This is a genomic window from Bacteroidales bacterium, assembly GCA_013141385.1.
GTDB lineage: Bacteria > Bacteroidota > Bacteroidia > Bacteroidales > Tenuifilaceae > UBA8529.
On record JABFRB010000012.1, the window covers coordinates 67,597 to 83,955 of the forward strand.

Annotated in this window: 2 protein-coding genes; both read right to left on the reverse strand. The window is 34.9% G+C overall.

Annotated elements, in window-relative coordinates; genetic code table 11:
• Positions 1–113: 113 nt before the first annotated feature.
• A complete protein-coding gene (locus HOO91_06515; GenBank protein NOU17196.1) occupies positions 114–15,083 on the reverse strand; it encodes an SDR family NAD(P)-dependent oxidoreductase in 14,970 nt (4,989 codons plus the stop codon).
• 293 nt (positions 15,084–15,376) lie between these two features.
• On the reverse strand, positions 15,377–15,829 hold the full coding sequence (locus HOO91_06520; GenBank protein NOU17197.1) for a UpxY family transcription antiterminator: 453 nt from the start codon (positions 15,827–15,829) through the stop codon (positions 15,377–15,379).
• Between the last annotated feature and the right edge of the window lie 530 nt (positions 15,830–16,359).

Genomic DNA, 16,359 nt, shown 5'->3' on the forward strand with positions numbered 1-16,359 from the left:
GCACCGTTATTAATAGAAATATCAGCCAAGCTATTATCTTCATTTTCCGAAGCTGATCTGGCAAATTCGCAAAATATTGCGATAAGTCGAACGAAAATCTTTTCATAATTTTTTTATTTTTTATCTTTTAATAAATTCTCCCTTATCAAATTACTAATTATTGGTACTATTTCTTGTAAAGCATTATTTTTTACCATTGAAAAATGATTCGATTTAATTTTATGGATTAGTACCGGTTTAAGTAGTAACTGATTCCAACCATAATCTTCGGACAACTCAGGGAAGAGTGCATCTATGCCTCGGAAAAGATGAACATCAATCTTTTTTGATAATTTTAATGGTCTGTAATTCAGTAAGCAATTATTATTTGTAATAGAAATGTTATAACTATTAATAGTTTGCCTTTTAGACAAAGTAAACCCATGCTCTACCATTGTATTATAAAGATATTCAGCACGTTCGCTTTCAGGCACTTGTTTTAATTGTTCAACACTGAAAATATCTGGCCCCGAAGGACTTATAAGATTATTTGTAACCTGAACTATCCCCTCCAACACGTCTTTATGAAGTAATTGGTACGAACAAATACATTCCAAGAATATAAGGGATGCTATTTTTTCATTATTTTCTAGTAAAATCCTAGCCATTTCATATGCAACAGAACCACCATAAGAATATGCAACGAATGTATACGGACCTCTTGGTTGTATCGATTTCATAGCATTTATATTAATCATGGCTATTTTCTCAATACTATCTGGAGGTGGGGTTTTTCCATCGCAAGCAATAGATTGCAAGCCATAAAAAGGTTGCTCGCTACCCAAGACATGACTCAATACCTGCAAAATTAACGCATTGCCATCAAGTCCTGGTAAACCAAAAATAGGAGGATTATTTCCTCTTGTCTGCATAGCAACCAAAACATCGGAAGGCTTAGTCAATTCAACTACATTCACATCTTGTAACTGGGATGCATATGGTGGGGTAAGTTGATTAGAGTCTTTTTTTGTTTTAACTACTGAATTTTTTGATAAGATATCATTTTGCAAAACCTCTCCATTTTTTAATTCCTTTTTTTCTTTAGAGGTTTTAGAATGATTTAATGCAGATGGTATTAATTGCCCTGTTATTGTAGAATCAGTTCCAAAATGATCTTTTACAAATGGGTATGTAGGTAGCGAAACACGCTTTGGTTTATCACTATCATAGAGTTTATTCCAATCAAAATTGAGACCTTTAACCCATAAATCCATCAGTTTTACATGTTTATCACTTACAATCAACTTATCAATAATTGAATCTTTTATATCGTCGTCATGAATTAAAATACTCAAACCTTCGCGTTCTTGTTTTACGTTTCCTTGAATAGTATCCTGAATAAATTTTTCTCCATTTACATACGCTTGAAGTTTTTCAACCAGTTGATCAACAGAACTAACTAAAATACCTAACCGTTCATCCATTGCTTCTCTACCAATTTGCAAAGTATACGCAATGGTTTTTAAATCCATTATTTTAGACGGTTTGGATAGGTCTTTAACAAATGTATTAATAAAATCTAATAGATCATGTGCCTTTTGATGAAGCTGTCCCTGTGTCCTTGCAGACAAAGGAATAATAACACTTGCATTCTTATTAGGTTGATTATTAATTTGTTCTGTTTTTTCAGAATGCATAAATTCTTCTATTACGACATGAGCATTGGTTCCACTACATCCAAAAGCACTTACTCCCCCCATATATGGTTGATTATTTTCTCTTTTCCATTCCCGTGTCGTTCCATTTATATAAAATGGACTATCTTTCCATTCTGGATAATCGCCTTTATCTAAACTAGAAGTACTGCTTGGAATTTTATGATATTGCATTCCTTTTAACAAACTAACCACACTGACTAGTCCTGAAGCTGCCATAGTGTGCCCAAAACTAGCACTACAATTTGTGATAGCACACCAAGCACCTTGATTAGTGGCAGAATGTTGGTTATTCTGAAAATTTCTGAAAACTTTATTTAAAGCACTAAACTCTACAGAATCTGTAAGTTTTTCCCCTGAAGCATGTGTTACAATTTGAGTAATATTCCTAACATCAATATTGTAATTTGCATATATACTCTCAATTAAATCAATGTGTTGTTGATCATTACCATTAATTTCGTCATCAAAATTTATACCGCTGGCTTTAATTGTACCATAGATATTATCACCATCTGCGATAGCCACTGATAAGGGTTTTAACATTAAAACGACAACGGCTTCTCCAATTGCTATACCGCTAGTTTTATCACCATGTTTATCTCTGGGGTTTGCATACGATTGATTCATGATATAATAACTCGTAGGGCTCAAACACAAAGCAACACCTGCAACTAATGCAGCATTACAATCACCTTGTTGTATACCCATAACAGCCTGATGAAGCGCAACAAGTCCTGATGAACAAGCAGTATTGATTGCTATATTTGGACCATGTATCCCGAGGTACGAGGAAAGTCGTGAAGATATTTTGGCATTACCTCCGGCTATCAAACTTTGTTCGCCTACAGACATGCCATAATGACTTTCTTCCATACCAACATAAGCACCGATTTTTGTCTTTCTTAGAGATAATGGATCTATTCCAGCATCTTCGATAGCATGATAAACTTCCATTAACAATAATCTTTCGCAAGGAGCCATAATTTCTGCTTCTTGATGTGAGATATTAAAAAACAATGGATCAAACTCATTCATACCATCAATAAAACCGCCCTTATTCATGCTAATCTGACTACTATCAGCACCAAGTTCATGCCAATCCAAACGCGAAGTAGGTGTTTCTATAATCCCGCTTTCGCCGCTTGAAAGTAATGTCCACAATTTTTCAGGGGTATCCGCTTTGGGAAAGCGCCCTGATATACCTATAATTGCAATTGGTTCATGCTTACCATGAGCTAGAGAAAATCGACTTTGTTCGATAAATGGCTTTCTCTGCAAAAGATGTTGTTTCTTTACAAAAGTTGTTATTGTTGAATCAGATGCGATAGCATCATTTTTTTCTAGAATATCACTCTGGGGTCTATGATAAAAACTCTGTAAAAGTAAATGATAATCCTGAACAAGGTAATCGCTTAACTGATTAATGGTTTGGTAATTGAAAAATAATGCAGGAGTGACTTGTATAGAGAAATGATCTGTCAACTGTTTGGCACATACGCCTAAACTAATTGAGTCAAATCCGTAATCAATTAAACTATTATTTATATCTATTTTATCCTGAGGTATTTCCAAAGTTTTAGAAATAAAATACTTTAAATCGAAAACGACACTATCTTTTATAGAAAGATCTCGATACTCCAATTTCCATCCTTTACCAGCAAAGGATGGTAATGTTTGCTCATTTGCTTGATCGGTCAACAATATCTGTCGCATTTTTACCAAATCGCCTTCCATGATAAAGGCTTGATCGTATTGTAATTTCAGGCTATTATAAAATGCTTGTATACCTGTTGATGTTTGCATAGGCTGCATGCCCATTGCCTGCTGCATCATATCTTTAGTTGCCTGATCTATACTCATCCCACCGTCTTGCCATAAAGGCCAATTAATAGATAAAGTTTTCCCTTTTCTGAGTTTTTTATTTACTAATTTGTTTCGATAAGCAGCAAATTGATCCATAAAACCATTAGCTACTGCATAATCTGCTTGACCTAAATTACCCATAACCCCAACTATAGAAGAAAACAGCACCATGAAATCCAACTCAATGTCTTGACTGGCTTGATCCAAGTTGAAAGTACCTGTGACTTTAGGCATGATTACTCGGCTGAATTCCGAAACTGTTTTTTTCAAGATAAAGTTATCTAAAATCAGACCTGCACAGTGAATTATACCGTTTAGTTGTTTGTAATCGTTTTTAATTTTAGAAATAACCTGATTAACTTGTTCCAAATTAGTAATATCAAGTTGTTGATAGATAATTTGACCCCTTTCCGCAGGCAATTCATTTAAAATAGCCTGTTTTTTTGCACTCAATTCTGAACGACCTGTTAAAATAATCTTAACTTTTGAGGTTTGTTTAAGAATTTCTTTAGCAAATAACAGACCCAAACTACCAAGTCCTCCAGTAATCAAATAGACACCCTGATCCTTGAATGCAATAGTAGTTTTTTCTTGACTATTTTGTATTTCTTGCCAACTTAAAGTGTAGCGAGTATTCTGGTCATATTTAATAACTATGTCTTGAGGTCTTGTCTGATCATATTTTAGTTGCCTTGCTAAATCATCTGCCTGTATTTGCGAATCCGTGAAAATAATCTGACCTTTTAACTGAGGATTTTCCAAAGTTGCAGTTTTAAGCAGTCCAGACAGACCAATAAAAAGTGTTTCTTCTTGATTACGACTACCAATAACAATTTGTATAAATATCTTGCCTTTGAGTTTACATATAGATTGTAAATTTTCAAAACATGTTAAGGCCACTTTGCTGTATTGTTCATCTATATTCCCTTGTTGTGTTTGTAATTGTACACAATGGCTTTGATGAATTAAAGTTTCAAGTTGGCTTGCTTCAACATGTGGCAGTCCATGTAAAATAATATGCTGTTCTGCATATTTTATTTGGTTAGCACCAGATGGTTCTGTTGTTTCACTTGCTTTCCACATAGGAACAGCAAGAAGAGTTTCTGTTTTCTTATCGTGTTTTTGAGTAGTAGCATCATCAACCTTCATTGTCTGGAATGACAATCCTCTCATTTGTACACATACACTTCCCTCACGATCGCAAAGATCAATATCTAGTTTAGCATCTGCATCTTTCGGATAGTTCCCCTCTGAGTGGCGCACCCATGCATACATTTCTTCTGTGCTAGCTGATATTATGCGTATTAATTCTACAGTAAAAGGAAATGATGGCTTGATTTGATTTTGAGTTAAATTTCCTGTTAAACTAAAAGAGGCTTGAAAAGCACCATCCATAATACTTGGGTGCAATAGAAAGTCATTTTTGCTCACCTCGATAACCTTTGGTAAATTAAAATATGCCAGCAATTGCTTCTCTCCTTGGTAAACGGAAGTTACTCCCTGATAAGCCGGACCATAATCAATACCAATTTTGGTAAAGATCGGATACAATTCGCTTGCTTCTAGTCTGGCCTTACCCATTTGACTTTTAAGATGTTCTATGTTCAACTTTGAGGGTACGGGTTGAGCACTAAAAATAGCATTTCCTTGACAATGAACAATATCTTCTTCTTTCCCTTTGCTATAAATTTCATATTCTACCCAATTATTATCTTTTGCAAACAATGCAATATTAATTTGTTTAACATCAGTAAGAGCAAAAGACTGTCCGCAAACAACATTCTGCAGTTCTAGAATACCTAATTTCTTTTTAGTAGAGGTGGATTTAACCACTGAGACCCTGATCATTTCTATATATGCTGCAGCGGGCAGTATTTTTTGACCTTTAGACTGATGATCTTTTAAGAAAAATTCTTCACCGCTAAAGGTTGAGCAATAACTCTGCTGACTTAGATCCGAGGTATTAATGTGTAACAATGGGTGAAGCACCGCAGATAATTGTATCTTTTTTGTAATCTGTTGCTTATCCGTTATATCAAACCAATGCCTTTCTCTAGCAAAGGGATAGGTGGGAAGGCTTATACGATTGGGCTTATTCTCTCCATACAATCTGACCCAATCAAAATCAAATCCTTTAACCCATGAATCAAGTAGATTGGAAAAATTATTATTTGCAATCCATTCATCAATGGTCTTTTCTTGTAAATTACCATCTAGCCCAGCAATACTTATAGCATTTTTATCACGTTTAGCATTTCCTTGGTACAGGTCTTTTATATTTTGTTCACCATTGACAAAGCCCTGGAGTTTTATCTTTAACTGCTCAATAGAGTCAACAATAATACCAAGTCGTTCATTCATAACATCTCTACCAACTTGCAGTGTGTATGTCAAATCAGCCAAGTCAACTTCATATTTTGTAATATGAAGCAATATTGATTGAGCGTATGCCTTGAGTCGATCCTCATTTTTCGCTGATAAGGCAATCACTTGTATCCCTCGATTTTGAATTGGATATCCATTTTTCTTTTGTCGATATTCCTCAAATACAACATGTGCGTTAGCTCCTCCAAACCCAAAAGAACTTATTCCTGCCCTACGTGGAAGCAACTCACCATTTTCATCCTTTACTGCTTCCCATGATCTTGTTTTATCTACTATGTAGAATGGACTTCCTTTCAGGTTGATATACGGGTTAAGCTCCTCAAAATGAAGTGTCGCAGGTATTTGTTTATGCTTAATGGACAATAAAACTTTCAGCATACCTGCAATTCCAGCAGCAGTTTCCAAATGACCAATATTACTCTTAACTGTACTCAACCCAATGTGTGGCTTTTCTGCAGGAACTTTGTTATGTTTTTTATATAATTCGGTAAATGCTTTATTCAAAGCTTGGATCTCAATTGGATCTCCAAGACTTGTTCCAGTACCGTGGCATTCAATATAACCCATGGTAATTGGGTCAATTTGAGCTTTCTCATAGGCCTCGACAAGCAATTCAGCTTGCGCTTGTGGGTTAGGCGCAGTGAGAGAAGTTACCTTCCCTCCATGATTTTCTGCTGTTGACTTAATAACTGCGTAAATATGATTTCCATCTGCTTCAGCCATTGATAATGGTTTTAGGAAAATGGCTCCTACTCCTTCTCCCCGCACGTAGCCGTTCGCACTTTTATCAAAAGATTTACACTTCCCATCATTACTCAACATTCCTGACATGCTAAAAGAAATATAAGCAGCAGGCGTTAGCATAACTTGTGCACCTCCTACAATCGCCATATCGCAACTGCCCGTGTGGATTGATTCAATAGCTCTGTGAAGTGCAATCAAAGAACTGGAACACGCTGTATCGATTGGAGCACTAGGTCCGCGTAAATTGAGCAAAAAAGATACCCGGTTGGCTAATATAGAATGAGAATTTCCTGATGCAGTATAAGCATCAAGTTCAACGTTCAGATTATTCATCAAATCGGCATAATCATTTGTAGCCACTCCAACAAATAATCCTGTTCTTGTTCCCGCCAAATCGGAAACTTTTTGTCCTGAATCCTCAATTGCTTTCCAAGCGGTTTCTAGAAAAATCCTTTGCTGAGGATCCATCGTTTTAGCTTCGCGAGGAGAAATTCCAAAGAAAAAAGGATCGAATTTATCCACCTCATTCATAAATCCGCCCCATTTAGAGTTTGTTTTATTTTTCTCTTTTAGGGGATCTCCATCAAAATCTTCCCAATTCCAACGATCTTTTGGAATTACCGAAACCATATTTTTTTCGTTTCTTAGATTCTCCCAAAATTCATAAATATCATCAGATTGTGGCATTACACCACTCATTCCAACCACTGCTATTGGGTGGTCTATAAAACGTCGTTCAACAGAGAAACCTTTATTGTTTGCTGTTTGCTCCAATACGCTTGGATTCCATGCCTTACTTAAACGTGGTGAAAATTCCTGTAGGTTTTCAGTTCTAACAGTTTGTGATACTGCAAGTTCAGTATTTCTTACTTTAACACCAGTATTAGTTGCTTGATGATATTTTATTATACTATCGCTATGTTTCTCGGACAAATATTTGGAGATTTCCTTGATAGAAGGATATTCGAAGAAAAGTATAGGTGTAATATCTAATTTATACTTTTCATTAATTGCATTGGCAAAGGTTGATAAGCCTATTGAATCAAATCCAAGGTCTAATAATATTTTATCCAACTCTATATCCTCAGCATCCAGTTTCAAAAAGCCTATGACTAATTGAATCAATTCACCTTGAACCAACATGAGGGTTTTATTATCCCCCTCTTTAGCAATTGGAACTTTAGAGTTGGTTGTTGCCGAAGTATCCAATGACGGTGACTCGATGGTATCTTTTTTTCTTAAACCCCATGCCAATTCTACTTTATCTTGTATTCCTTCTAAAACTGCAAGCTTTGAATCTTTTACCTGAAGTCCTTTGATGAGGGCTTCGATTCCAGTTTCCTTACTCAACGGTTTTATACCTAGATTCTTTTTAAAAAAAATCTCTGTTTGCTCATCAAGTTTCATCCCTCCATCAGCCCAAATAGACCAATTGAAACTCAAAGATTTCCCAAACCTCTCGCCTTTTGCCTGAAGAAGATTGCGTTTGAAGGCAAAGGAATCCATAAAGTGATTGGCATATGCATAATCACATTGACCAATGTTTCCACCAACAGCAGTAAGAGAAGAAAACATAACAAAGAAATCCAATTTTTCATTTTGGGTCGCTTCGTCCAAATAAAATGTTCCATATATTTTTGGAGCAAGAACTGCATCCATTTCTTCTCGAGTTTTATTCTTTATATAGGAATCTCTTAAAACACCCGCACTGTGTATAATTCCATTAATCTCACCAAACTGAGATTTAGCCTCTTTAACTAAATTATTGACTTCTTCGTTCTTGGAAACATCTGCTGGAACATACAACACTTCTGCACCTAATTCTCTCAATTTTTCTAACTTGGTTTCACTTTCAGCAGATAACTTAGATCGACCAGTAAGTACTAATTTTGCTTTATACTGTTTAGCTAAAAACTCAGCATAAATGAGCCCTAAACCACCTGCCCCACCAGTTATTAAATAAACGCCCTTTTCTTTTAATCCTGATCTCTGATGTAAAGAGGAACTTTCAATCTCTTCAAGATTAAGATTCTTGAGTTTCCTTACATAGCGCTCATGTTCCTCATAGCGAACGGTCATATCATGTTGTGTGTCCTGATGCAATTCGACTAAGAGCGCATCTAGAACGTCGTTGTAGGCAAGTTTTTCTTGTTGAACCTCCAGAATTTTACATAAAAGTTTAGAGTGCTCTAATTGAAGGGTTTTAGCAAATCCATTGATCGCATCATTGGCTGGTTGAGGTTCACCCTTTTTCCCTACATAAAGATAAAGCAGTTGAAACTTACTTTCCAACTTTTGCTCAATAAGAGCCTGACAAAGAAAGAGAAAGGAATAAACACTTTTCTCTATTGATTCTTTTAGAGATTTGGTATCCGTTTTAAAATCAGAAGTAGGCCAAGCGTAACAGATTTTTCCGATGTTAGAGTTCTTTTGTTTCAAAGAATCTAAAAGTTGACCGTATTCCTTTGGATTCTGTGGATTAATAGTATAAATATGTTTCCCTAAATCTTGAAAGTTTTTCCCTGGTTGGACTAAAATAACTTGATGAACATCATCCCCTGCAACTTTGAGCCGATTCAGATATAAATCATACAGATTTGTGTCTGAATCAAATAATATAATAGATTCTAATGAATTTTGTTTTATACTTATATCATTCACTAAAGATTTTTCCCATATATGAGTATAGTATAGTTTTGAAAAACCATCTTCGTCTATTTTTTGTACTGGCTTTTCATGAACACTAACAAGGGGTACACCAACAGACTCTTTTATTTTTACAAGAATCTTTCCATCTTCATCCAAAATGAGAACATTTGCAATAGATAATTTAGAACCTGGCTCGTTTGCTTGTCGGATGTAACTAAAACAATTTGGCTGTAGAGGATGGAGAATTTCTACCTCACCAATCGAGTAGGGGACAAACATTTCTCCTACTGTTTCGCCTAATTGTGCTGCCATCCCAACTTGGAGTGAACCATCGACAAGGGAAGGATGGAGTAAGAAATCCTGAAAATCATCCTTACGGATATCTGGTATTTTCAAAGTACCCAAAATTTCATTTTCACCTTTGAATACTTCTTGTAATACTTGGAAACTTGGTCCTAAATTCAATCCAAAAGATTTAAACTGAGGATAAGCTTCTTTTCCATCCATTACCTTTGAACACCTTGCTCGAACGTTTTTAATATCAATGAATTCAGCTTCAGCTTCCAATTCCTGCTTTGTAGCATAAAAAAGTTTTCCTTGAGAGTAAAGTTGTTTTTTACCTTCTTCGTTCTTACTGTATACTTCAAACTGAACAGCATTATCGTTTGGTTTGAGTTCGATAAAAGCTTCTGTAGGAGTTGAATTTTTAACTGTAAGCGGGCTGAGCCAAAGAATATTCTTTATTCTTTGTATTTTTCTCCCAACAGCCAACTCACCTGCTTTTCGCGCAAAATCTAAATAAGCAACTCCAGGTAAAGTTGGAATATTTGATACAAGATGGTCATAAATGAAAAACTCACGATCATTAAATACTTTCTTAAAAATTTGTTGTTCAAAAGTAGATTCATTAGTATCTATCAAAGGGTGTATCATAGTCTGAGATCGCAAGGACAAACTAGTTACATTCAATTTTTCTCTTGCCCAATGGCGTTTATCAGCAAATGGATATGTAGGTAAAGAAACCCTCTTACCATATCCAGTAGTTTGATAACCCTGCCAATCTGAAATTAATCCATCAATCCAAAGTTGGGCTAATTTATGCGAATCCCGACCTTGAGAAAGCATATTGATAAACTCTTCTTTCTCTTTGCGACTTAATAATTTTATAATTCCATCTGCATTTTGCTTATGACCAACAAGGATATAATTGTCTTTTTTCCCTTCTATAAAGCACGTGAGTTTTTCTACTAATTCTTCTTTAGTCTCGGCAAAAATGACTAGACGATGATCAAATGATTTTCGCCCAAATTGCAGAGTATAAGTGATATCATTCAAATTTAATTGTAAAGCGGAGGAGGCGTGGGTAAGATTATGTTGAATATAATTTCTTAAGCGAACCGCCATCTCAAGCAATTGATCCTCATTTCTGGCAGAAAGAGGAAAGATTTGTCCGGTTGGTTGAGATGTTTCTTCTTTTAGTGATTGTACGATAGGTTCATACTTTTCTATAATGATGTGTGCATTGGCTCCTCCAGCACCAAACGAACTAATTCCGGCTCGAAGAGGAAACTGGACTCCATCCACCTTTTTTGCATTCCATTTCTCTAAATTTTGTTCAACATAAAAAGGTGAGTTTTTAAAATCTATGAATTCATTTAGTTCTGAAGAATGTAGTGATGGAACAAGTTGAGAATGTTTCATCTGCAAAAGAACCTTCTGAACACTTACTATACCTGCGGTAGCTTCTAAATGACCCACATTGGTTTTTATTGAACCAATAGGACAACTCTGTTTGTCTACTTTGTACTCCTGGAAAGCATTAGATAATGCTGTAATTTCAATAGGATCTCCAAGTTCGGTTCCTGTACCATGTGCCTCTATATAAGCAATACTCCTAGCATCAATTTTGGCTTTTTCGAGAGCCGATAAAATCAACTTAGTTTGTGCTTTGGGATTAGGAACAGTATATCCGCTAGTTCGCCCGCCATGATTAACGACAATACTTTTAATTACACCGTAAATGTTATCACCATCCTGAATCGCCTGATCTAAACGTTTTAGGAAAAGTGCACCAACTCCTTCTCCAGCCACATAACCATTGGCACCCTTTCCAAAACTTCTACACACACCATCTTTTGAGAGGGCTCCCCCTGCATTATTAATATCGAATCTACTTTGATGTAAATCAAGGGTTACTCCTCCTGCAATAGCACTAAAACACTCGCCCTTACTAATCGCTTCGCAAGCCAAATAAATTGCCGTTAAACTAGAAGAACAAGCTGTATCCAATGTTAAACTGGGACCAGAAAGATTCATCCAATAAGACACTCGGTTTGCAATGCTCCAAAAAAATGAGTTGGGATTTATTTTATTTCCTGCGAGTTTTTCCTCTACTCCAATCATTTGATACATGGACCATACGGCACCAACAAAAACTCCAATATTTCGAGTTCCATTTTCTTGATCTAAAATCTCCGGATAGTAACCTGCATCTTCAATAGCCTCCCATGCTACTTCAAGAAAAAGTCTTTCTTGAGGATCCAGCATTTCAGCTTCTCTTGGAGAAATATTAAAAAACAGAGAATCAAATTTATCTATATCTTCGATAAAACCTCCTCTGAATTTCTGAGTAAATTCCGTTTTCAGGCGTTTAGCAAAACGGGCATCTGGAATGGTCTCTATACAATCCTTTCCCTGAACCAGATTCTCCCACAATTCGTTAAGATTTTTTGACTTGGGATAGCGGCCTGCTATTCCCACAATAGCGATGTCTTGGGAATGATGATTATTTTTATTTGTAACAATTTCGCTCTCTGTTTCCTTTAAATAAGGAATTGAATCTGAAACAGAAGTATCTTTGAAGGTAGTATTTTTTTCTGGGACAGAAATTTTAGGAATGATACTTCCTGAAACATTATGGTATTTTTTTAATTTGAACTTAGAGTAAATATCTCCAAACGATTCAGATAGATTGCCTTCCAATAAAATTTCAGGAATATTTTCCATTCTTTCAAAGAGAAGGATTAATCTGTCTATCATTACTTCAATTTGTTTCCTTTTCATACCCACGGGAATTGCTAGGCGTACTAAGTTATTGATTGAAGTATTTTTCTGCATTCCTGTATTATGCGCTCCTACCCGAATACCTGTGTTCAGGAATATCCAGGCGACAAATGAAGCTATGGGGTATTTAAATTGTCTAAATTCTGGAATTTGTTTAACATCAATTAAAATACAATGACCTCCCGCAGGTTGAACAACTGGAACACCATGCTTCTTTAATGCATCCCAGATCAACCTTACCGATTCTATTCTATGTAAAATCTGGGTTTCAATTTTAATTCGATTTTGTAGCGAGAGTGCAATAACTTTTTTGTCAATTATATCAAGTCCGATTCCCTCTTCTTGAATGATATTTTGAAGTTTATTATAGAGAATTACATCGTTAGTAGCAATTAATCCCCCTTTATTTACGCAAAAATCTTTAGTTAAACTTGTAATTATAGCATCAGCATAAGAAAATATCTCGCGGACAACATCCCAAATATTTTTCCTCGCAAGTTCTTTTTCATGTTCTATTATAAACTGAGCATTTTCTACAATTCGGGTTCCATCAATAACCAAAGGAATAGAATATTTTGAAAGTAATGTTTTTACTTTCTTGAGGTGCTGCATCGAAACTGAAGCTCCCCCTGCTGCATTGTCATCCACCTCAATTAAAACAAATGCAATCGACTTTACATCTTGTTCTACTTGTTTTTGAAGTGCGTCCCAATCTAAATTACCTTTAAATAATTCTTCTGAATCTAGTTGAAAGACTTCAGGATGAGGTAGCTCTTTGGGAGTAAAGCCATTATCAATCTGATGAAAAATAGTGGTTGGAAAAAGCAAATTCTGAAGTACAATACCTTTTCTAGACCATGATTTAAAAAAAGCATGTTCTGCGGTACGACCGGAAGTGGTCATAACAAAATAAGGAAAAGGAAAAATACTTCTTAAATTTTCATCTAAGTTAGCCGACTGTTGAAGCTGCGTATGCAGGTATCTTATTTGGTTTTGAATTACGGGCATTTCCAACTGAGACCATGAATCGGTTTTTAAATCAAACTCAACTTGGTTATCAGGAATATTTAGAGGGTTATAACTGAAATCGGATAAAATAACGGATCGTTCCTCTCCTTCAATCATCACCTCTAGTTTTTCTACTTGTTGATATGTTTTATCCGAATTTATTTCTCCAGATGTATTATGCTTATTCTGTTTTTCTGTTTTTTCTTCTGGACTCGTTACTTGCTGATGTGATTTGGAAAAAGTATGGTGTTCTTCATCTGAAGTTTGCATCTTTGTAGGATCAGCAATCATCATGATAATATCAGTTACATTATCAGGATTGCTGTTTCCTATGGCCCTACAAAGAAAAGCAGTATGATTTTCAGGTCGAAATTTATTTTTGAATTGCAGATTTCCTTCATCGTTAAAAATATTTTGTTCTCGCAAATAGTCTAATGTTTTGTCTAATTCAGAATCTGCATTAGAAGATGGAGCGAGCTTACAACCATAAGTACCTCCCAAACTTAGCATATTGCATCCTTCTGCTGCCAAAATTTCAATAATTTTAACAATCGCAAATTCCAATCCTCCTAAAGGCATATTTTGAGGATAGAATTCTAAATCCATTAAATAGCCATTCTCCTCAATTGACAAGGATGAGATAAGAATAACATTTTGTAGAACATCGTCAAGGTAAGTTAAGAAAAGACGGTGTTCGGAACTTAGATTACCCAGCAAGATTTCCTCTTTAACAATATGAATGAGAGGATTAACCATTGTTCTTGGAGCACACCATTGATCAATAATACTAACAATGCTTTTGTCAATTTCTTTATTGGAGCCGCTATGATATTCCTCGGTTCTGCATTTTCCTGCCTCTTCAAACTTCGTTACCTGATAACGTAAGCGACGCATCTTGTTCCCTTGAAGAGTAAAATCCTTTAAATTTATTATCCTTGATAAGACACCAAATGGAGTAGCGGAAAATGGGATATTTCCAATAGATTCAATTTGATCAACAGAAAAGATCGTGAGTTCGAAATTATTGTTGACACAATACTGGTACATTTCCTCTGCTATAACAGGAAAATAATCTATAGGACCTGTATAAGCATAAACTAAAATTATATTTTTGCTTCGACTATAATTAAAATAGCCCTTTTTTTCGCTACCAATAAAAAGATTGGGAGCAATATTTCTCGTTCCTCTTGAAGCCGATCCCTCATTCTTATATTGGCTATAAATTTTTTTAACCAATTCACCCAATTCGGGATGTTTATAAGCCTCTTTTTCCAATATAAGAGTGGGAGTTTTTTGAGTCGACTTATTATCCTGACTTACAACTGATTTTGAAACAATTTCGACTTGTTTTAATGGCCTATTAGTAGAATGAACAGGAGTACTAGGTACTTGTTTCCCTTTCGCAAATTTCACAGAAAGTGCCTGTTCATGTTTATTAACAAAATAATGACTTAAATCACTGATGTTGAAGTTTTCAAAAAGCAAAGTCTTTGGCAAAGTACCAAACTCTTCTTCTAATTTCTTTATAATTTGTAAAACGCGAAACGAATCAATCCCTAACTCCTGGAATGGAGTTGATGAATCATTATCTTCAACTGCTATATTAGCTACCTCAGATATAAGGGATTTAAGATAAGATTCTGTTGATTCTAATAATTTTTCTTTATCAATCATTTTCTTTATCGCTACTATGAATAAAAATCTTATGTGGCTAAAAATTTATTGGTTCTTTGGAGATTTACTTAACCAAAATCAGTATTAGGCAATTTCTCCAAATACCTTGTATAAATATCAATAAACATTGCATGTTTGATCTCCTTTAGTTGGACATCAAAGCCTGCTTTCATTTTTTAATAAAAACTAAATTTTCTGAAATAGGTAGGAATATGACGTTAGAATTACGATAAATATTGAATACTAACAATTTTATGAATTCATATTCAGCTCTGTGATCTCCTTTTTGGGGTCTACGATGGTATCTTCTCTAAAACACTTGCGCTAACTTCAATAAACACCGTTTGGTTTATTTCTTTTAGTTGTATACCAAACCTTGTTTTCCCTTTTTGTTTTTTTAATATTCCTTCATGTCCAGCTAAAGGACCATAGATTATTCTAACTTTTTCACCTTTACAAAACTCATTCTCAATAGTAACATCCTGATCAAGACTTAGCATTTTTTTAATGCATTCAATATCTTTAAACGGCACAATAGATGGCTTTCCGCCACAATGAAGAAAATTTACAACTTTTGTTAATCGTTTGATGTTATATAACTCAAATTCATATGTGTTTACAAATATATAACCTGGGAATAGGATGAGATCAATAAATTTCTTATGCCGGTTTTTCCAGATGCGTAAAGTTTTGGTCATTGGTAAAAATGACTCATATCCTCTTTTTATGAGTTCTTGGTATACCATTTTTTCGGCTCTAGGCCAAGTATATATAACATACCATTTACAGTTAGGCAGAATTGAAAGTTTTTCTCTGGAAGAAATACTTTCTGATGTAATTTGTTGTGTTACAGGTATCAAAGTTTAAACGTTTGAAAGATTTGAGTACGCCAATGGGTCGTCAGTTAGCAAATTCGCCTTGACTTGATTCCTTTTCTAAAATTTCCTCAATAAAAAAAGAGGAAACACATATAGACAATCAACAACCTATTGCACATCAAACATAAGATCCTCTATATTTTCTACAAAATTCTCATTCTTTGTCTGATTTCTCCAATATTATAACCATTAGTATAATCTATTGCTATCTTTTTCTTATATAATGGTTATGCGATTATCTGTTCTTTAAACATCTATGGTTGCAAATATATTGGTTATTTTATTCCCTACAAATATTTGAAGATATATTTTTAGTTATTTTCAATTATAATAAAACAAACATAATGAATACATGGGAAAAACAGTGTCAATATAGATTTTTACGTATTCTATGATAT